Origin of the sequence: Simiduia litorea (assembly GCF_042853465.1) — a bacterium.
In the GTDB taxonomy this organism is placed as follows: domain Bacteria; phylum Pseudomonadota; class Gammaproteobacteria; order Pseudomonadales; family Cellvibrionaceae; genus Simiduia; species Simiduia litorea.
Window position 1 is genome coordinate 1,229,728 of the sequence record NZ_AP031497.1, and the last position, 20,228, is coordinate 1,249,955.

General features: G+C 50.3%; 16 protein-coding genes. 13 read left to right on the plus strand and 3 right to left on the minus strand.

Features of this window, described 5'->3' with window-relative positions:
• Positions 1–141 precede the first annotated feature (141 nt).
• The 7 genes from ACGHTT_RS05490 to ACGHTT_RS05520 all read left to right on the plus strand — a co-directional run bounded on the left by ACGHTT_RS05490 (position 142) and on the right by ACGHTT_RS05520 (position 5,243).
• Positions 142–657, plus strand: coding sequence for a fused DSP-PTPase phosphatase/NAD kinase-like protein (locus ACGHTT_RS05490; protein WP_390594008.1), 516 nt, complete (start codon positions 142–144; stop codon positions 655–657).
• Positions 658–660: 3 nt separating this feature from the next.
• Positions 661–966, plus strand: coding sequence for a metalloregulator ArsR/SmtB family transcription factor (locus tag ACGHTT_RS05495; protein ID WP_390594009.1), 306 nt, complete (start codon positions 661–663; stop codon positions 964–966).
• Between the two features lie 31 nt (positions 967–997).
• Positions 998–1,519: a rhodanese-like domain-containing protein gene (locus ACGHTT_RS05500; RefSeq protein WP_390594010.1), complete on the plus strand. Its 522-nt coding sequence runs from the start codon at positions 998–1,000 to the stop codon at positions 1,517–1,519.
• Positions 1,498–2,352 carry a sulfite exporter TauE/SafE family protein gene (locus ACGHTT_RS05505; protein ID WP_390594011.1) on the plus strand — a complete coding sequence of 285 codons (855 nt, stop codon included), beginning with the start codon at positions 1,498–1,500 and terminating at the stop codon, positions 2,350–2,352. Before ACGHTT_RS05500 ends, ACGHTT_RS05505 begins: the two co-directional genes overlap by 22 nt.
• A gap of 79 nt (positions 2,353–2,431) precedes the next feature.
• Positions 2,432–3,121 (plus strand): MBL fold metallo-hydrolase, encoded by a 690-nt coding sequence (locus ACGHTT_RS05510; protein WP_390594981.1) that lies wholly within the window; start codon positions 2,432–2,434, stop codon positions 3,119–3,121.
• Positions 3,122–3,222: 101 nt separating this feature from the next.
• Positions 3,223–4,068 (plus strand): AAA family ATPase, encoded by an 846-nt coding sequence (locus ACGHTT_RS05515; RefSeq protein ID WP_390594013.1) that lies wholly within the window; start codon positions 3,223–3,225, stop codon positions 4,066–4,068.
• Positions 4,068–5,243, plus strand: a complete 1,176-nt coding sequence (locus ACGHTT_RS05520) for a VWA domain-containing protein (RefSeq protein WP_390594014.1) — start codon at positions 4,068–4,070, stop codon at positions 5,241–5,243. Before ACGHTT_RS05515 ends, ACGHTT_RS05520 begins: the two co-directional genes overlap by 1 nt.
• An 89-nt stretch (positions 5,244–5,332) precedes the next feature.
• Here the strand turns inward: ACGHTT_RS05520 and glp are convergent, their stop codons facing one another.
• Both glp and narL read right to left on the minus strand, forming a co-directional pair.
• The gene (gene glp, locus ACGHTT_RS05525) at positions 5,333–6,568 is read right to left on the minus strand and encodes a gephyrin-like molybdotransferase Glp (protein ID WP_390594015.1); all 1,236 of its coding nucleotides are present in this window, start codon (positions 6,566–6,568) and stop codon (positions 5,333–5,335) included.
• 43 nt (positions 6,569–6,611) lie between these two features.
• A complete protein-coding gene (gene narL, locus ACGHTT_RS05530; RefSeq protein ID WP_390594016.1) occupies positions 6,612–7,256 on the minus strand; it encodes a two-component system response regulator NarL in 645 nt (214 codons plus the stop codon).
• Between the two features lie 333 nt (positions 7,257–7,589).
• On the opposite strand from narL, the gene ACGHTT_RS05535 reads away from it, so the two are divergent.
• Both ACGHTT_RS05535 and ACGHTT_RS05540 read left to right on the plus strand, forming a co-directional pair.
• Complete coding sequence (locus ACGHTT_RS05535; protein ID WP_390594017.1) at positions 7,590–9,254, plus strand: antiporter; 1,665 nt, start codon at positions 7,590–7,592, stop codon at positions 9,252–9,254.
• Positions 9,255–9,345: 91 nt separating this feature from the next.
• On the plus strand, positions 9,346–10,797 hold the full coding sequence (locus tag ACGHTT_RS05540) for a diguanylate cyclase domain-containing protein (protein ID WP_390594018.1): 1,452 nt from the start codon (positions 9,346–9,348) through the stop codon (positions 10,795–10,797).
• Positions 10,798–10,813: 16 nt separating this feature from the next.
• Here the strand turns inward: ACGHTT_RS05540 and ACGHTT_RS05545 are convergent, their stop codons facing one another.
• Positions 10,814–12,655 carry an ATP-binding protein gene (locus tag ACGHTT_RS05545; RefSeq protein WP_390594019.1) on the minus strand — a complete coding sequence of 614 codons (1,842 nt, stop codon included), beginning with the start codon at positions 12,653–12,655 and terminating at the stop codon, positions 10,814–10,816.
• Positions 12,656–12,913: 258 nt separating this feature from the next.
• Between ACGHTT_RS05545 and ACGHTT_RS05550 the strand changes: the two genes are divergently transcribed.
• Genes ACGHTT_RS05550 through narI form a run of 4 tightly spaced genes read left to right on the plus strand, consistent with a single transcriptional unit; the run spans position 12,914 to position 19,635 of the window.
• Positions 12,914–16,672 (plus strand): nitrate reductase subunit alpha, encoded by a 3,759-nt coding sequence (locus ACGHTT_RS05550; protein WP_390594020.1) that lies wholly within the window; start codon positions 12,914–12,916, stop codon positions 16,670–16,672.
• Between the two features lie 4 nt (positions 16,673–16,676).
• Positions 16,677–18,218 carry a nitrate reductase subunit beta gene (gene narH, locus ACGHTT_RS05555; protein ID WP_390594021.1) on the plus strand — a complete coding sequence of 514 codons (1,542 nt, stop codon included), beginning with the start codon at positions 16,677–16,679 and terminating at the stop codon, positions 18,216–18,218.
• Positions 18,218–18,961 carry a nitrate reductase molybdenum cofactor assembly chaperone gene (gene narJ / locus ACGHTT_RS05560; protein ID WP_390594022.1) on the plus strand — a complete coding sequence of 248 codons (744 nt, stop codon included), beginning with the start codon at positions 18,218–18,220 and terminating at the stop codon, positions 18,959–18,961. The genes narH and narJ overlap by 1 nt, the downstream gene beginning before the upstream one ends.
• Positions 18,961–19,635 carry a respiratory nitrate reductase subunit gamma gene (narI, locus tag ACGHTT_RS05565; RefSeq protein ID WP_390594023.1) on the plus strand — a complete coding sequence of 225 codons (675 nt, stop codon included), beginning with the start codon at positions 18,961–18,963 and terminating at the stop codon, positions 19,633–19,635. Before narJ ends, narI begins: the two co-directional genes overlap by 1 nt.
• Positions 19,636–20,228 lie beyond the last annotated feature (593 nt).

The following is a 20,228-nucleotide window of genomic DNA, read 5'->3' on the forward strand; positions in this document are numbered from 1 at the left end:
ACATTAGAATATTCTAAATTAACGTTCTCTAATGGCAACTGGTCAACCCAGTTGCCATTGCTTGCTGCGTTTGGCTGTGTCGTGATGAATAGCTGAGCGTACACATTGATATCTGCGTGTCTAATAACTGAGGTGGAACCCATGAAAGTCGTTATGTCTATGAAGCAAGCCTACCAACGCTTTTTCGCGACCCTTGTGTTTTGTGTTGCGTGTTTTGCGATGGCGCAAACCCAGGCTCAGTCGGTTCAGGGGGTCGCTAATTTTTATCAACATAACGATCAAATTGCCACCGGTGGCTTGGTGGCTGAGGATGCCTTGGCACGTTTAAAAGCTCAGGGTTACGAGCAAATTATCGACTTGCGCAGTGCCGCTGAAGCGCCGGAAGTAGAGGGTGAGGCGGCCAAGCAGTTAGGGCTTACATGGTTTAATTTTCCTATGACTGGCGAGCTGCCTAGCGCCGAACAGATTCAGCAGTTCGGTGCGGCACTCGGCGACAGTAAAACCCTCGTGCATTGTCGCTCGGGCAATCGCGCTGGCATGGCCTGGTCGCTCTGGCAAATTTCTCAAGGTGTGGCGCTCGAGCAAGCGTTGGCGGAGGGGCGTGCTATGGGGATGAAAGACGGTTTCGAACAGGCTATTCGCGCACAACAGAGGTAACACATGAGCACACAGGAAGATTATTCAGCGCTGGCTGAACACGCCGGCAGCGCCGCTGCGTTGCTTAAACAGTTGGCCAATCAGCATCGACTCATGTTGCTCTGTACGTTAATCGATGGCGAGCTTTCTGTGGGGGAATTAAATGCGCGGGTACCGCTTAGTCAGTCCGCTTTATCGCAACATTTGGCAGGCTTGCGCGAAGCCAAGTTAGTGTCGACGCGCAAAGATCGGCAGCAAGTTTTTTATCGGTTAGCAGGGACGGAAGCGGTAAGCGTCATCCGTGTTTTAAAGCAGTTGTACTGCGGTTGAAATCCTATTGAAAGTAGTGGAGTAGTTGTAAATGATTCGAATCAGTGCTCAAGAATTGGCGAAAAAAGTCGTTGCAAATGAATCGTTATGTATTGTCGACGTGCGCACACCGGCGGAATATGCCGCAGTAAATTTACCGAGCAGCGTCAACTTTCCACTCGGTAGCGTCACGCCAAGTGCGGTTGTTGAGGCTGCAGGCGATAAACCGCAAGTGTATTTAATGTGCCGCACCCAGCGCCGTGCCGAAATGGCTCATCAAGAGTTAGCGGGAAAATTACAGTGTGAATTAGTGGTGGTGGATGGCGGTATTGAAAAGATGCCCGAGCAGTTGTTAGTGCGCGGCAAGCGCAATGTGATACCTCTCGAGCGCCAAGTGCGGATTGCTGCAGGGTTATTAGTGTTTATTGGTGTACTAGGTGGCTTTTTTATCAATCCAGGTTTGTTTTGGTTGAGTGGCTTTGTTGGTGCAGGTTTGGTTTTCTCGGGCGTAACAGACACATGCCCCATGGCGATGGCAATTGCGCGCATGCCATGGAACCAAGTTCAGTCGTGATAGAAATCGGCGCGGTCGCCTTGGTTATTGGTGCCTTGGTTGGGCTTATTCTGGGTCTAACTGGTGCTGGTGGCTCTTTGTTTGCGGTGCCGTTATTAATCTTGGGTTTGGGAGTGAGTGCCAGTCAAGCCACGGGCTTGGCCTTGGCGGCGGTGGCGGCTAGCGCCTTGTGGGGTGTGATTGTACGTTTGCCGCGCGGTGAGGTTGTCTGGCTGCCCGCTATTGTCTTGGCAATCAGTGGTGCAGTGATGGCACCGCTGGGGCGTTGGTTAGCGGCCATGGTGCCAGAAACTCTATTGCTCGTCGGCTTCGCAATACTGGTGGTTTTTGTTGCCATGCGGATGTGGCGCCAGTCGACTCAAGCGCCGGAGAGTGCAAAAGTCACCCGCGCAAGCCAAGGCCAGCGGGTATCAGAAAAAGAGGCTGCCCTGTGTCGTTTTAGCCCATCGGGTCAGCTGGAGCTAAAGCCTCGCTGTTTATTGGGGGTGGTTTTAGGCGGCGTTGGTGCCGGTATTTTATCGGGTTTATTTGGCGTTGGTGGTGGTTTTGTCATCGTTCCTCTGTTGGTGTTGCTCACAGGCTTAAGTATCAGCGCCGCCGTGGCTACCTCATTAGCCGTTATCGCCGTGATCAGCTCGGCCGGCTTTGCCAGCTTCCTTTATTTTGGCGACGGCATCGATTACGCCTTGTTGGCTTGGTTAATCATCGGTGGTGTGCTGGGTATGTTATTAGGTTCTTTAGTGGCGAGCCGACTCGCCGGGCCCTCGCTCCAAAAGGGTTTTGTGATCGCCATGTTATCGCTCACGGCGGCTACCCTCGCGGGCCAACTTTAAACCGTCGGTGAGTCGGTAATGCAGGTCCATCGATAGGTGTATATGTGCCTGTCGCCATACTTTCGAGGAGGTAAACTTGATGATATTTCGCCAGCTTTTCGATCGAGACAGTTCAACCTATACCTATTTGTTGGCTGATATCACCAGCCGGCAGGCCATGTTGATTGACCCCGTACTCGGGCAGCTTGACGCTTATCTCGCGCTTTTGGCGCAACTGGAGTTGCAGCTCGTTTACGCCATCGATACCCATGTTCATGCAGACCATGTGACAGCCCTGGGAAAATTGCGGGAAAGCACGGGTTGTAAAACTCTTATGGGTAAACAAAGCGAAGTGGCCTGCGCCAGCGGCTGGTTTGCCGACAACGACGTGCTTCCCCTAGGTGCGCTGCAGTTACAGGTACTTTACACGCCGGGCCATACCGATGACTCCTACTGCTTTTATCTGCCCGAGCACGAGATGTTGTTCACTGGCGATACCCTGTTGATTCGAGGCTCGGGCCGAACCGACTTTCAAAACGGCGATGCCCGCGCCCAATACCAAAGTCTCCAGCGCCTGCTGGCGTTGCCACCGCAAACGCGGGTATACCCAGCGCACGACTACAAAGGTTGGACCTCCAGTTCACTCGAGGAGGAGCGCCGCCACAACCCGCGCCTTCAAGTCCCGGATGTAGAGGCTTACGTCGAGTTGATGGCCAATCTAAAACTACCTAACCCGCACATGATGGATGTGGCGGTACCCGCCAATAGAGCCTGCGGTCGCGCCGATTAAATCAGGCTTAGGCCTGTGACCGACCGGACACGCCTCGTCGTACCCAGCGGCTAGTGTGGTTGCTACAATGGCGTTTTGTACAAAACGGCGCGGAGCAACTCATGGCTTTTCAGGGTACTGATAAATACGTAGCAACCGATGATTTACGCATGGCGGTTGATGCCGCCGTGGTATTGCAGCGGCCTCTGTTGATTAAGGGTGAACCGGGTACGGGTAAAACCATGTTAGCCGAGGAAGTTGCGCAGAGTTTGGGCTTGCGCTTGATTCAGTGGCATATCAAGTCCACCACTAAAGCGCAGCAGGGCTTGTATGAATACGACGCCGTTTCGCGGCTTCGGGATTCGCAGCTAGGCGATGATCGCGTGCACGACATCAAAAATTACTTGAAAAAAGGCAAGCTCTGGGAGGCGTTTGAATCCGACGAGCAGCTGGTGTTGTTGATTGATGAAATCGACAAGGCCGACATTGAGTTTCCCAATGACCTCCTGGTTGAAATCGACAAGATGGAGTTCTTTGTTTACGAAACCGGTGAAACCATTAAGGCCAAACATCGTCCCATTGTGATCATTACCAGTAACAATGAAAAAGAATTGCCTGATGCATTCCTGCGCCGCTGCTTTTTCCACTATATTAATTTCCCCGATCGCGACACCATGCAAAAGATCGTGGATGTGCACTTCCCCGATATTAAGCAAGCTTTGGTCAAAGATGCCTTGGATATCTTTTTTGATGTGCGCAAGGTGCCAGGGTTAAAGAAAAAGCCGTCCACTAGCGAGTTAGTAGATTGGTTAAAATTGTTGCTGGCCGACGATATCCCCGATGAAATTCTAAAAAACCGCGATACCAGTAAAGCTATTCCGCCATTGTATGGCGCGCTGCTGAAGAATGAGCAAGATGTGCATATGCTCGAGCGTTTGGCCTTCATGACGCGCCGTGAGAATCGCTAATGTTGTTAAATTTTTTCAGTGGCTTGCGCGCCCATAAAGTCCCAGTCTCTATTAAAGAACTATTGGTATTGCTGGAGGCCATGCAGCACCGTTTAGCTTTTGGTTCAATTGATGACTTCTATCTGTTGGCGCGCACGGTACTGATTAAAGATGAAAAGTATTACGATCGTTTCGACAAGGCCTTTGGCGCATACTTTAAAGGCCTAGAAAGTATCGACGATATTTTTCAAGCGCTCATTCCCGATGATTGGATTCGCAGCGAGTTTTTGAAACAGCTTAGCGATGAAGAAAAAGCCAAAATTGAATCCATGGGTGGCTTGGAAAAGCTGATTGAAGAGTTTAAAAAACGCTTAGAGGAACAGCAAAAACGCCACCAGGGCGGCAACAAATGGATTGGCACCGGCGGCACCTCGCCCTTTGGTAACAGTGGCTACAATCCTGAAGGTATTCGTGTTGGCGGTGAGTCGCGCAATAAAAGTGCGGTGAAAGTGTGGGATAAACGCGAGTTTAAAAACCTCGATGACGATGTAGAGCTCGGTACTCGCAATATCAAAATGGCACTGCGCAAGTTGCGTAAATTTGCCCGAACCGGTGCCGCGGATCAGTTAGATCTGCCCGATACCATTAGCTCAACAGCGCGCAATGCGGGCTTTCTCGATATAAAAATGGTGCCCGAGCGACACAATGCCGTCAAGGTATTGCTGTTTCTCGATGTGGGGGGCTCAATGGACCCTTATATTCGCCTCTGCGAAGAATTGTTTTCCGCCTGCAAGACGGAATTCAAACACTTGGAATATTTCTATTTTCATAACTTCATTTACGAGCGAGTATGGAAAGATAATACCCGCCGGCATCAGGAAACCACGCCACTGTTTGATGTGTTACATAAGTATTCGAGCGATTATCGGGTGATATTCATTGGCGATGCCTCCATGGCGCCCTACGAAATCGCTAGTCAATATGGCAGCGTCGAACACATGAACGACGAGCCCGGCTACAAGTGGATGGAGCGGATGACAGAAACCTATAACAAGGTCATCTGGCTAAACCCCGTGAGTGAAAAATATTGGGACTACACCCAATCGATAAAAATGACTCATGAGTTGGTCGATGGCCACATGTACCCGTTAACCCTAGAGGGCTTGGATAAGGGCATTAAATATTTAACTAAATAACGTTTTAGTGAGTCTTACTTGGCGCCGGCTTAATTAATATGCTTACAGCTGCGCTCTTCCTGTCCACTGTAAATTGTCGACTGTTGTTATTAACAAACCCAGCGGTCGAAAGGAATAACCTCTACGCGCTCGCCTTTGTCTTGATCGCAGGCAAATTGATCCAGTTTGATGTAGCAATTGGCTGAGGTATAGGAACTGAGTACGCCGGAGCTTTGGTCCGAGTCGGCACTTACCTCTAAACCCGATGGCGTTGCGCTCATGTAAGCCCGTTGAAAATCTGTGCGACCCGGGCGTTTGCGCAATTTTGTTTTGACGCTGGCGTGTAAGCGAACCGGTTCAATGGTTTTTTCGCCAGCCAGTAATTGCAGTGCCGGCAGTGCCACCTGATGAAAAGTGAGTGTGGCTGATACAGGATTGCCCGGCAGTCCAAAAAAGTAAGCCTTTCCTAGCTTGCCGAACGCCAAGGGTTTACCGGGTTTAATCGCGATTTTCCAAAAAGTGATGTCGCCCATGCGCTCTAGTATTTCCCGAGTGTAGTCGGCTTCTCCTACTGAAACACCACCAGAACTAAAAATTAAATCGGTCTGTTCTGCCGCAATAGTGAAGGCATCTTCAAGGGCTGAGGGGATGTCTGGCACTATGCCAAGATCCAAAATTTCAACATTGAGTCGCTCAAGCATGGCGCGCAACACATAGCGATTGCTGTCGTATATTTGGCCTGCTTCTAGCCCTTGGCCCGGTAATTTCAATTCGCTCCCAGTGGAGAGAATGGCGACTTTTAGGCGTCGAATGAGTGGAATACTGTTTAAACCTAGGGATGCGAGTAAACCAATATCCGTCGGACCCAGGCGCTTGCCTTTGGTTAATATTGTGCGTCCGGTAAGAATATCGGCGCCTTGTTTGCGAATATGCTGCCCAAGTTTAACGCCGGCTGGGTGTAACAATGTAATCTTGTTGCCTTGGGTCTGAACGTCTTCCTGCATGACCACTGTGTCAGCGCCGGCCGGCAAGGGAGCGCCGGTCATGATGCGCACGCATTGACCTTTGCCAACGCGGCCATCGAATGCCACGCCGGCAAATGCTTTGCCGACGCGTTCGAATTCGCGATGGGTTGCCATGTCGCCGAATCGCAGCGCGTAACCGTCCATGGCCGAGTTATCGTAACCCGGTACGTCAATAGGAGCTTTGATGTCTTGCGCAAGAATGCGATCCAAGGCGACATCAAGCGCTGTTGTCTCTTGCTCCGTTATGGCTTCAAGTTGTTGATGCAATAACGCAATGGCATCATCGAGTGGCATTAGGTTAGGGGCGTCACAACAGCCCATAAATAGCTCCTAGGGAAAGAGGGTGGTGCTTGAAGGCCGTGGTCTAGTGGCTTTGATTGACCATCCACACGGCGGCTTCAACGCGCGAGCGTAGGCCCAATTTTTTTAGTACATGTTTCACATGCACTTTTACGGTGCCGTCAGAAATATCCAGGTCCCGAGCGATGAGTTTATTGGATAAGCCTTTGGCGATAAGTTTTAAAATTTCGTGCTCGCGGCTGGTGAGTTTGGCCAGTAAGCTGGTTTTATTGTTGTCGCCCTTGCGAATGGCTTTGGCGAGCACGTGAGTGAGTTTGTCGGATATCACCATCTTGCCGTGCGCGGCTTCGATCAGTTGCGCCAAGATATCTTCTGGGTCCATATCTTTCAGTAGGTAGCCGTCGGCGCCATAGGTAATAGCGCAAACAACGTCTTCGTCATTGTCTGAAACCGTGAGCATCACGATGCGCGAGGTTATGCCGGCCTCGCGCATAGCGCGTAGGGTTTCTAGGCCGTCCATCCCTTGCATATTCAAATCCAGCACGATCAAATCAGGGTCGGTTTCCTCGGCTAAGCGCAGTGCATCTAGGCCGTTGCTGGCCTCGCCAACCAGCGCCAGCTCGTCCTCCAACTCGATCAGCTGCACTAAGCCTTTGCGTAGCAGCGGGTGATCATCAACTAATAAGATGCTGGTAACTTGTTGATCCATAGCGCTAAAAACTTTTCAGTGAACAGAGCCTGTACATTCGCTAATTCCTTAATAGGTTGCAACTGTAAAAAGACAATCCCTTGATGTAGGTCATGTAGATGAACGCTGGCTATAACCTTTGAGTGTTAAGGGGGTACTCACCTTGGCTAGTTGGGGCGCAAGTCCAAGGCGCGGCACGCGAGTCACGGCGCGGCTTGGGCGGGATTGCTACTCCAATAGGGGTAAATCCTGTCTCTCTTTGTATCTGTAATTGCTACTCCCTCCTGTTAATTGAGTGCGTAGAGCGTGGGCGCCATAGTGAGGCTGAAACATTCTGTTTAACGGGAGCGCGAAATGGCGACATCAGAAACGAATAAGGCAGTAGACTTAACTGGCTACCGGCCCGGCGATAATATTAAAAATTGGAACCCAGAGGATGAGCAATTTTGGGAATCCACGGGTAAAAAAGTTGCCAATAGAAACCTTTGGATTTCAATTCCAAGTTTACTGTGCGGCTTTGCCGTATGGCTTTATTGGGGCATTATCACGGTGCAAATGCTGAATCTTGGCTTTCCTTTTGCCAAGGCGGATTTGTTTACGCTCACGGCCATTGCCGGCTTAACGGGTGCGACCTTGCGTATCCCCAGTAGTTTTTTTATTCGCTTGTGCGGCGGCCGCTATACCATTTTCTTTACCACTGCATTATTGATGATTCCAGCACTCGGTGCCGGATTGGCCTTGCAGGATAAGAATACCCCGTTATGGGTGTTTCAGTTTTTAGCGCTGCTGTCGGGCATCGGCGGCGGAAACTTCGCGGCGTCTATGTCGAACATCAATTTCTTCTTCCCGAAAAAAAGCCAAGGTTTAGCCTTAGGTTTGAATGCGGGCTTAGGAAATTTTGGTGTTACCACCATGCAAATATTGGTGCCTTTGGTGATGACCTTTGCACTTTTTGGTGCGATGGGCGGTGACTCCATGGTATTGCAAAGCACGTCTGGCACCTTGATTGGGAAAATTGCAGCTGGTACTGAAACCTACATTCAGAATGCTGGTTTTGTCTGGTTATTGCTGCTCATTCCGTTGGCTTTTGCTGGCTGGTTTGGCATGAATAATATCAACACCTCGGAAGTTACGCCTGCACAGCCAGGCGCATTGACTGCCTTTAGTATTATGGCCGGTATGTTGGCCATTGGGTTTGTCACCGCCACGGTAGGGCTTTGGTTGATTCTGCCCGACGCCGCAAATGGCTCTGGTTTTGGCGTACCCAAGGAAATTGTGTTGTTGCTCGTTATGGTTGCAACACTGTTTCTATTGAAGTTGATTCCCGGCCAAGTGAAAACAAGTTTGGATCGTCAATTCAAAATTTTTGGCAATAAGCATACCTGGGTAATGAGTGTTATCTACACCATGACCTTCGGATCGTTCATTGGCTTTGCCGCTGCTTTCCCCTTGTCCATCAAGGTTATTTTTGGTTATCAGCACGTCCTTGTGGATGGTGTGATGACCCATAACATCGTCAATGACAATGGCCCAAGTGCGCTGATGTTCGCCTGGATGGGTCCGTTCATCGGCGCCTTAATACGCCCTCTGGGTGGCTGGATTTCCGATAAGTGGGGCGGTGCATTGGTTACGCAAATCTGTTCCATTGCCATGGTTATCGGTGCATTGAGTGCGGCTTACTACATGCGTGAAGCCTATAGTTCGGCGACACCAGAAGAGTTTTTCGTACCTTTCTTTATCTCGTTCATGGTTCTGTTTGCCTCCAGCGGTATTGGTAATGGCTCCACTTTCCGCACCATTGCTATGGTGTTTTCTAAAGAGCAAGCCGGGCCGGTCTTGGGCTGGACATCAGCCGTGGCCGCTTACGGTGCTTTCTACATTCCTCAGGTTATTGGCGAGCAGATCAATGCAGCTACCCCCGAGGTTGCCTTGGTTGGCTTCGCGGCTTTCTATGCGGTCTGCGTGGTGGTTAACTGGTTTTATTATCTGCGCAAGAGCGGAGAGTTCTATAATCCCTAGTGTTCTGATGTGAGAATAAAGTGCCCGCCTCGTGCGGGCATTTTTATTGCTGGCTAGGTGGTCTATCCTTTATTCGTGTGGCATGGCGTCTGTGTCGCTGTGTCTAAATGGCTCATTGGGTAGCGGCATCGTTATGGTGAATAAACAAGGGAATAACGAAGAACCGGACGCTACTGGCAGCCTGGAGTCATCGCACCACACCTCTAAGGGTGAAGCGTTAGCGCGTACGCAGGCCGAATTAAATAATGCATTGAGTAGCCTATCGGACATTCTGTATCAAACCGATGCGGCGGGCACCATTATGATGGTGTCGGGTGCCTGTGAAGCCGTGTTGGGTTATCAGACAGCCGAAATTATTGGCCGGCCAATGGCAAGCTTCTATTGCGACCAAGATGAACGTTTGCGCCTACTCAATGAGATGTTGCGCGACGGCGTTAGGGATCGAGAAGTGATTGCCGCCTTACGGCATAAACAGGGCCATGAGGTTTGGGTGGCAACCAATGTTCACTTAGTGTTTGATGCTCAGGGTCAATTTTTAGGTTCGCAAGGCATTGCGCGAGATTACTCAGAGCGCAAGCGGCAACAAGCCATGCTCGAAGCCTCCGAGTTGCAATATCGCACGCTCTATGAAATGACCAGCGATGCGGTGATGTTACTCGATGAAGACGGTTTCTTTGACTGCAATAGGGCAACTGTCACCTTATTTGGCTGTGCTTCAATTGCTGAGTTTTGTTCGAAACACCCAGCCGATTTTTCGCCCGAACGCCAACCCGATAACAGTCTTTCAACAGAGCTATCCATGCAGCGCATTAATGACGCCATGGCTCATGGCAGCAATCGCTTTGAATGGCTGCATAAACGCGCCGATAATCACGACACCTTTTATGCTGATGTTCAGCTAAATAGTATGAAGGTCAATGGGCGGGTGATCTTACAGGCCGTTGTGCGCGATATCAGTCGCCTGAAAGAAGGCGAGGAAAAGGCCCAGCAGCTTGCTTTTTACGATCCTTTGACAGGCTTGGCGAACCGACGGTTGATGGATATAAAACTCGATCAAGCACTGGCCGAATGTAAGCGCAACAAATGTTGGGGTGCGCTGATATTTATGGATTTGGATTTCTTTAAAAAACTCAATGATGCGCATGGTCATGCGGCTGGTGATCATCTGCTCGTGCAGGTGGCAGAACGACTAAAGCACCAGCTGCGCGAAGTGGATACCTTGGTTCGCTATGGTGGCGATGAGTACATTGTGATTTTAAGTCAAATTGGTGAGACCGAAAAGCTAGCCAATGCGCAAGCGATGTTGGTGGCTGAAAAATTACGCGCGGAAATGGCCAAGCCCTTTTTCATTCAGACCTTTGAAAAGAAGCCAGATGCGACGGGAATCGAGTTTGAAAGCGGTGCCAGTTTTGGTGTTCAGTTATTTAGTGGCGATCAGTTAGATCCTAGTACGATTCTGAATTTGGCCGATCGCGCCATGTATCAAGCAAAGCGCGCAGGTAGAAACTATGTGTCGTTTGGCGGACAAGATAAAAAGCGCTAAGTCATATCCATTTAACTCAGCTAGCTTGCTTTAAATTGGCGTAGTCGGGTTTGAATTTAAAGGTAATCTTCGTGCCTCTTCCCTCACCTTTACCTAGGTGAAATTCGCCGTTTAAACTTCGACTGCGTTCTTTCATAATGGCTAAGCCATAATGGTTAAGTTTTTCTGGAGCACTCGGCAAGCCAATACCGTTGTCGCTAACCATGAGTAAAATGTGATCGTCGATAAGATGCACTAAATCAATGACGAGTTCTGTGCCCTTGGAATGGTGTAGCGCATTTTGTGCAGCCTCGCGCACAATTTGCATGAGGTGAATTTCTTCCGCAGGCGTTAAGGGGATGTCAGTAAGCTTATAGTTCAAGCTAATATTCATCTCCGAGCGCTCGCGCAATTGATTGACGGTTTGAATTAATGCGCCCTCTAGGCCGGAGCTATCGAGCTTTAACCTAAAGGTGGTTAATAGCTCGCGCAATTGACGATAGGCGCTGGAAAGACCTTCTCGCAATTCATTCACAATCGGTTGTTGTTTGTCATACTCTTGTTTGTCGCAGGTTTTCTGCAGTCGAACCACCTGAATTTTCAAATACGATAGTGCCTGAGCGAGGGAGTCGTGTAGCTCTCGTGCAATAACCGTGCGTTCATCGAGCGTGGCGACTTTTCGGTCTAAGGCTTTTTGATCCGCCAGTGACAGCGCCAATGCAAGCTGGTCGGCGGTTGAGGTGATGAGTTGGTCAGCCCAATGGCTGTGGTCTAGTTTTAGCGGTTCACGCACGCTCAAAATACCGTATTGGCGGTCATCTCTACCGATATTGTACTGATATTCGAATGGGTCTTTATAGCAGCCACTAATCACTTCACTCTTGCATTCGGAGCAGCTTTTTTCACTGCAGTCGGGTGTGCCATTATTACCCACATGGTAGTAGGGTTGGCTGCCGTCTTGGGTGAAAAGACAGATGTCTATGTCGGCATGATCGATCAGTTTGGCGAGTTCATTGATGATGGCTTTATGATCTACCGGTTGGTGATAGGCACTCATGATTTGACGCGATGTGCTCAGTAGAAACTCTAACGCTTTGGTTTGGCGTTTGAGGTCTTCAGTGCGCTTATCTACCCGCGCTTCTAGCTCTGCATAATTGGCCTGTATAGATTCACCCATCAGGTTAAAAATTTCCGCCAGTAACGCAAATTCATCTCGCCCCTCTAAATGCAACCGATGGCTCAAATTACCCTGTCGATATTTATCTGCAGCAGAGGTTAACTCTTTTAACGGTTTTTCAATGCGCTCCCGGGTAAAGTAAAAGGCGAGGCTACCGACACAAACAATGGTGAAAAAGCCAACGATTTGAATCAGCCTGAGCCGAATGATGCGCTCTTCAGCGCTCTGTTGAAACTCGCTCACCAATGCGTTTGTTAGCGCAATTTGTTGGTCTAGCGCGGGAATGAGTTGCGCGATAGCGGGGCGAACCTCGTCATAGGGCAGCGCCATTGCCCAGGCTAATTGCGGTTCAATAATGGTTTGCCAGTGTTGGCTGGCTTGTTCATAGCGACTTGAGACAGCCGCGGAGATGTCGGCATCTTTTAGGTGCACTAACAGTGGAAAGCGCCAGGTTTGCCGGAGCTCTTCTATTTGTCGCTGCGCGGATTGATCGTCATCTTGGCTGATGCTGAGTGCAATCCGGTAGGTCTGCATGCGCAGCGTGCCTGACAGGTTAATGGCTTGGGCATCTTTATCGCCGAGCTCGGTAATCCAGTAGGTGGTAAAGATTGATAACAGCGAAACGGCCATAATAGCCGCCAGCGACAGCGTGATGGTGTTCATCACACTTTGGCCAAACTGCCGCTTTAACCCTTCAATCATTGTCTACCCCCAAAATTCCACATGCTGGCCGCGAACCCAGCTTTCCATCATTTTTCTTGGCCTACCCAATGAAATCAAGGGGCTTGCCGGCATCGCAACTACCACCTTGGTGGTAGTTGCTCTATTTAACACTGGGAGCACCGGATTTTGTCTTGATCTGAGTCAACAACCGCGCAGACCGCAGTATTTACAGTGGTCACATCTGGGCATTCCTTCCAGTAGCAATTAGCGTCCAGCCAAATGGTGAGGAAATACATAATGAGTCAATTTTTAGATAAGCTGCGTTTTTTCCAGGCGAAGAAGCAAGCTTTTAGCGGCGATCACGGCGTAACCACCGAGGAAAATCGCGATTGGGAAGACGGATATCGTCGTCGCTGGCAGCACGATAAAGTTGTGCGCTCCACTCACGGTGTGAACTGTACCGGCTCTTGTAGCTGGAAGATTTACGTCAAGGACGGCTTAGTCACTTGGGAAACCCAGCAAACGGATTACCCGCGCACTCGCCCAGATTTGCCCAACCACGAGCCACGCGGCTGCCCACGGGGCGCCAGCTACTCCTGGTATATCTATTCTGCCAACCGCTTGAAGTACCCCAAAGTGCGCAAGGCGTTGTTGAAATTGTGGCGCGATGCGCGCGCAAGCTATTCAGACCCCGTAAAAGCGTGGGAGTCGATCGTTAACGACCCCGTGAAAGCCAAGAGCTATAAAACCAAGCGCGGCATGGGTGGCTTGGTGCGCTCCGATTGGCGCGAAGTGAATGAAATGATCGCCGCGGCCAACGTGTATACCGCGAAAAAATACGGCCCTGATCGCATCACCGGTTTCTCGCCCATCCCTGCCATGTCCATGGTGTCTTACGCCGCTGGTGCCCGTTACTTGAGCTTGATTGGCGGTAACTGCTTATCTTTCTACGATTGGTATTGCGATTTACCCCCAGCGTCGCCACAAATTTGGGGCGAGCAAACCGACGTTCCGGAATCGGCAGACTGGTACAACTCTGGCTATATCATTGCCTGGGGTTCAAACGTACCGCAAACACGTACGCCTGATGCTCACTTCTTTACTGAAGTACGTTACAAAGGCACTAAAACAGTTTCGGTTACCCCAGATTATTCGGAAGTTGCAAAGCTTACCGATGAGTGGATTCCCGCCAAGCAGGGTACCGATGCGGCCGTGGCCATGTCTATGGGCCATGTGATTTTGCGCGAGTTCCACGTGGATAAACCCAGCGACTACTTCAAAGAGTATGTGCGCTCCACTACCGATTTCCCTTATCTGGTAAAACTCGAAGCCTGTGACAATGGCTTGCAGCAGGGCGCCTTCTTGCGCGCCTCAGATCTAGCCGGCAACCATGGTCAAGAAAATAACCCAGAGTGGAAAACCATTGCGCTAAATGAAACCAATGGCGAGCTGGTATCGCCTAATGGTTCTATCGGTTATCGCTGGGGCGAGCCATCGGCGAAAGAAGGCAAGGGCAAGTGGAACATCGAGCAGAAAGACGGTAAGTCTGGCGCCGAGGTTAAGCTCACCCTGTCGCTAAAAGAAACGGCCGATCAAGTTGTGGATGTGGCTTTCCCGTATTTCGGTGCCGCAGAGCACGAATACAAGTATTTCGATCACACCGATCACGATCCCATTCAGCAGCGTAAAGTACCCGTTAAAAAGGTTACCTTGGCCGATGGTTCAGAGGTGCTGGTTGCCACTGTGTACGATTTAACCTTGGCCAATTACGGTGTAGATAACGGCTACGACTGCCCGAATTCGGCGAAAAACTTCGACGAAAACATTCCGTACACGCCAGCATGGCAGGAAAAAATTACCGGTGTACCGCGCGCGCAAATTATCAAAATTGCGCGCGAGTTTGCCGATAACGCGCACAAAACCCGCGGTCGCTCCATGATCATTATCGGTGCGGCTATGAACCACTGGTACAACATGGACATGAACTACCGCGGCGTCATCAATATGCTGATGATGTGTGGTTGTATCGGCCAGTCTGGTGGCGGCTGGGCGCACTATGTGGGTCAGGAAAAACTGCGTCCACAGTGTGGCTGGTTGCCTTTAGCCTTCGGTTTAGATTGGCAGCGTCCGCCGCGCCAAATGAACGGCACCTCATTTTTTTACAATCACGCCGATCAATGGCGCTATGAAAAATTAGACATGGCGGAAGTGATATCGCCACTGGCTAATAAAGAAAAATGGACCGCTTCTATCATCGATTTCAACACCCGCGCCGAGCGCATGGGTTGGTTGCCGTCGGCACCGCAGTTGGGTATGAATCCGCTTGAGTTATGCAAGCGCGCCGAAGCCATGGGCATGGACCCGAAAGACTACGCGGTAAAAATGTTGAAAGAGGGCGAGTTAAAATTTGCCTGTGAAGACCCAGATAACCCACAGAACTTCCCGCGCAATATGTTCATTTGGCGTTCGAACTTACTCGGTTCTTCGGGTAAAGGCCACGAGTACATGTTGCGCCATCTGCTGGGCACCAAGCATGGCCTGATGGGCAAGGACTTGGGCGAGTCGGGCGAGAAGAAGCCGCAAGATGTGACCTGGCACGACGAGGCGCCGGAGGGCAAAATCGATTTGCTGGTGACACTGGACTTCCGCATGTCCACCACTTGCTTGTATTCCGATATCGTTTTGCCAACCGCCACTTGGTATGAAAAAGACGATATGAATACCTCGGACATGCATCCGTTTATTCACCCCTTGTCGAAAGCCGTAGACCCAGTGTGGGAGTCGCGTTCGGATTGGGATATTTTCAAAGGCATCGCCAAGCGCTTCAGTGAATTGACTGACGGTCACTTAGGCGTGGAAAAAGATTTAGTCACAATTCCAATGCAACACGATACACCCGGTGAATTGGCGCAACCAAAAGGTGTTAAAGCCTGGTGGAAAAATGAGTGTGAGCTCATTCCTGGAAAAACTGCGCCTAACATGGTTGTGGTTGAAAGGGACTACCCGAATACTTACAAGCGCTTTACCTCGCTCGGCCCCTTGTTGGAGAAGTTAGGTAACGGCGGTAAGGGCATCAATTGGAATACCGATGCCGAAGTGAAATTCCTAGGTGAGCTGAACTATGTGCACACGGAAGAAGGCGCGCATAAAGGCCGGCCAAAAATTGAGTCTGCCATTGATGCGGCCGAAGTGATTTTATCGTTGGCGCCAGAAACCAACGGTCAGGTTGCGGTTAAAGCTTGGGAAGCTCTCGGTGCTATCACCGGTCGCGACCACACCCATTTGGCCAAGCCAAAAGAAGACGAAAAAATTCGCTTCCGCGATATTCAAGCGCAGCCGCGCAAGATTATCAGCTCGCCCACTTGGTCGGGTTTGGAAGATGAGCATGTGTCTTACAACGCCGGTTACACCAATGTACACGAGTTAATTCCATGGCGCACCGTTACTGGCCGTCAGCAGTTCTATCAAGATCACGAGTGGATGTGTGATTTTGGTGAGCAGCATTGCACCTACAAACCGCCAATCAACACAAAAACTATTGAGCCGCTATTGGGTAAAAAATCCAACGGTAATCACGAGTTGGTTTTGAACTGGATTACACCGCACCAGAAGTGGGGTATTCACTCAACTTACTCAGATAATCTGCTGATGCTCACCTTGTCGCGTGGTGGCCCGATTGTGTGGCTCAGCGAAGTGGATGCCAAGAAGGCCGACATCGTTGATAACGATTGGATTGAAATCTTTAACGTTAACGGTGCCATCAGTGCCCGTGCAGTGGTATCCCAGCGTGTGCCTGAAGGTATGAGCATGATGTACCACGCACAAGAGCGCATTGTGAACGTACCCGGCGCTGAAACCACGAAAACCCGTGGCGGTATTCACAACTCGGTAACCAGAGCAGTGATGAAACCCACCCACATGATTGGTGGTTATGCACAGCAGTCTTACGGTTTTAACTATTACGGCACCGTAGGCTGTAATCGAGATGAATTTGTGATCGTTCGTAAGATGGACAAGGTCGATTGGCTGGACGAGCCCCAAGCAGGTGGAGTGTAAGCAAATGAAAATACGTGCACAGATAGGCATGGTGTTAAATCTAGACAAGTGTATTGGTTGTCATACTTGCTCCATTACTTGTAAAAACGTGTGGACCAGCCGCGATGGTATGGAATACGCCTGGTTCAACAACGTTGAAACCAAACCTGGCATTGGCTTCCCGAAAGAGTGGGAAAACCAAGACAAGTGGAATGGCGGTTGGGTGCGCAACAAAAACGGCAAACTCACACCTAAGCAGGGCGGAAAGTTACGCCTGTTGGCCAATATTTTTGCCAACCCCGATTTGCCAGAAATTGACGATTATTACGAGCCCTTTGATTTTGACTACGAGCATTTACACAATGCGCCTGAGTCAAAGCATCAGCCCGTAGCGCGTCCGCGTTCGCTGATCACTGGCCAGCGCATGGAAAAAATTAATTGGGGCCCGAACTGGGAAGAGATTCTCGGCACCGAATTCTCCAAGCGTAAAGCCGATGTGAACTTCAACGACGTGGTGCAAAAAGACATCTACGGTCAATTTGAAAAGACCTTCATGATGTACTTGCCGCGCTTGTGCGAACACTGTTTGAACCCAGCCTGTGTAGCCAGCTGCCCCAGTGGTGCCATCTACAAGCGCGAAGAAGACGGCATTGTACTGATCGACCAAGATAAGTGCCGCGGTTGGCGCATGTGTGTGTCGGGCTGCCCGTACAAGAAAATTTACTACAACTGGAAAACCGGAAAATCTGAAAAATGTATTTTCTGTTATCCACGTATTGAAGCTGGCCAGCCAACCGTCTGCTCCGAAACCTGCGTAGGTCGCATTCGTTATCTTGGCGTGTTGCTTTATGACGCCGATAAAATTGAAGCGGCGGCGAGCGTTGAGTTGGAAAAAGATTTGTACCAAGCACAGTTGGATTTGTTTCTCGATCCAAATGACCCTGCCGTACAAGCAGCCGCCCGCGCCGAAGGTATTCCCGAGGCTTGGTTGGAAGCCGCACAACATTCACCCGTGTACAAAATGGCCATGGATTGGAAAGTGGCTCTGCCATTGCATCCAGAGTATCGCACCCTGCCAATGGTTTGGTATGTACCGCCTTTGTCGCCTATTCAAAACGCGGCAGAAGCCGGCCACATCGGTATGGATGGTGTGATTCCAGATCTGAAGTCACTGCGCATTCCCGTGCGCTACTTGGCCAACCTGTTAACTGCAGGCGACGAAGCGCCAGTGCTTAATGCCTTAGAGCGCATGTTAGCCATGCGTGCCTTCAAGCGCTCGCAACAAGTGGAAGGCGAAGTGGATATGGCGGTGCTGCAAAAAGTAGGCTTGACCGCATTGCAAGTGGAAGACATGTACCGCTACATGGCGATTGCAAATTACGAAGATCGCTTCGTGATTCCAACCAGCCACAAATCTTATGCGGAAGAGGCCTACAGCATGAAGTCCAGTTGTGGCTTTAGCTTCGGCAACGGTTGTAGCGATGGCAATAACGACGTCAATATATTCGGTGGCAAAAAACAAACCAATCGCGACATTATCGCCGTTAGCACTTGGGAGGCAGAGTAATGGAAATGTTACGTATCCTCTCAAGGCTGTTGGACTATCCAACAGCTGATATTGGCAACTATCAGGCCGAGGTGCTCGGCCTGATTGAAAATGCGCCAATGAAAGACAAACTGCGTCAAAAAATGGTGCAGTTTGTGAAAACGCGAACCGCGATGGACTTGTTAGATTGGCAAGCTGAATACGATGGCATGTTCGAGCGCGGTCGCTCCTTAGGGCTATGGTTATTTGAACATGTACACGGTGAATCGCGCGATCGCGGTCAAGCCATGGTAGATCTCGTGGCTCTATATCGTCAGGCTGGCTTAGAAATAAGCCAGCACGAATTGCCAGACTACATACCACTGTTCTTAGAGTTCTTGGCAACCCAAGGCGATGATAATGCCCGCGGTTGGCTAGTGGATATGGAGCACATTCTCGCCCTGCTACAAGTTCGCTTGGAGAAACGCGAAAGTGATTATGCCGTTCTGTTCGAAGCATTACTGGATATCGCTAACAGCAAGGTTAGCTTAAAAGAAGTGCGCGAACGCATCGCAGCAGAAAAGCGCGATGACACGAAAGCGGCTATCGATAAAGAATGGGAAGAAGAGGAAGTCACCTTTGGTGCCGAGTCTTTAGAGAAAAGCTGTGACAGCGCCGCGAGACGCCCGAGCGAATCTCAGCGTCGCGATTTAGACGTGCCACTGAATTGGGTAGGTTTCAATGATGCAACTGAAAAACCAGCATCGGCCTTAGAGAGGAATTAATGATGAATCATTTCTTGTTTGGTGTTTACCCCTATATTGCGTTTGCTGTATTTTTTCTTGGTAGCTTGGCGCGTTATGACCGCGATCAGTACACCTGGAAAACTGGCTCTAGCCAGCTGTTAGAAAGTAAACAGCTGCGCAAAGGCTCTGCGGCATTTCACGTAGGTATCATCGCCATTTTATGCGGTCATTTTGTTGGATTGTTAACGCCTAATGCGGTGTGGCATGCCCTTGGCGTTTCGGCCAGTTTCAAGCAAATGGTGGCCATGGGTGTGGGTGGTTTCTTTGGTTTAATCTGTTTGTACGGCATGGTTATTTTGATTAAACGCCGCTTAACCAACGACCGTGTACGCGCGACAACAACAACCATGGATCTCACCATCTTATTGCTGTTGTTCGCACAGTTGGTGCTTGGCCTGCTATCTATTTTCGTGTCATCCGGCCATATGGACGGTGCTGAAATGTTGAAGCTAATGGCCTGGGCGCAAAATATTGTGATCCTAGATGCCGCCCACGCGGCGGAGCAAATGGTTGATGTGCACTGGATTTTTAAAATGCACATCACCTTGGGTATGACATTGTTTGTGCTCTTTCCGTTCTCGCGGTTGGTGCATGTTTGGAGTGTGCCGGTGAAGTATTTTACCCGTAACTACCAAATAGTCCGCGCCAAATGACGGACCTTCGTCTTTTACGCTAGGGCGGCGTTGGATCAGTGCTCGATCGGTCATGTACTTTATGTACACTCCCTCACTGCGCGCTGATCCGCCTTGCCCTAACGCAAAATCCAAAGGTCCTTCTCGAGCCTTTTTGTTTTTAGGGGCGACGGAATCAGTGCTTATGTTCAGGACCTCGGTGCCCCTTGAGGGTATGCCAAAGAACGACGGGATCAGTGCTCGATCGGTCATGTACTCAATGTACACTCCCTCACTGCGCGCTGATCCGCCTTGCCCTAGCGCAAAATCCAAAGGTCCTTCTCGGGCCTTTCTTTTTTTGGGCGGCGTGACGTGCAGGGACCTAGGTGCCGCTCGACGGTCAGCACTAATGTCATGATGGCATGGACCTTGGTTCCCCTTGAGGGTATGCCAAAGAACGACGGGATCAGTGCTCGATCGGTCATGTACTTTATGGTCACTCCCTCACTGCGCGCTGCTCCGCCTTGCCCTAACGCAAAATCCAAAGGTACTTCGTGGCCTTTTTTGTTTATAGGGACTGCTAGAACTCGGCGCAAATGGCGCCCTGAAAGCCTGCATAAACACAGATTTCACCC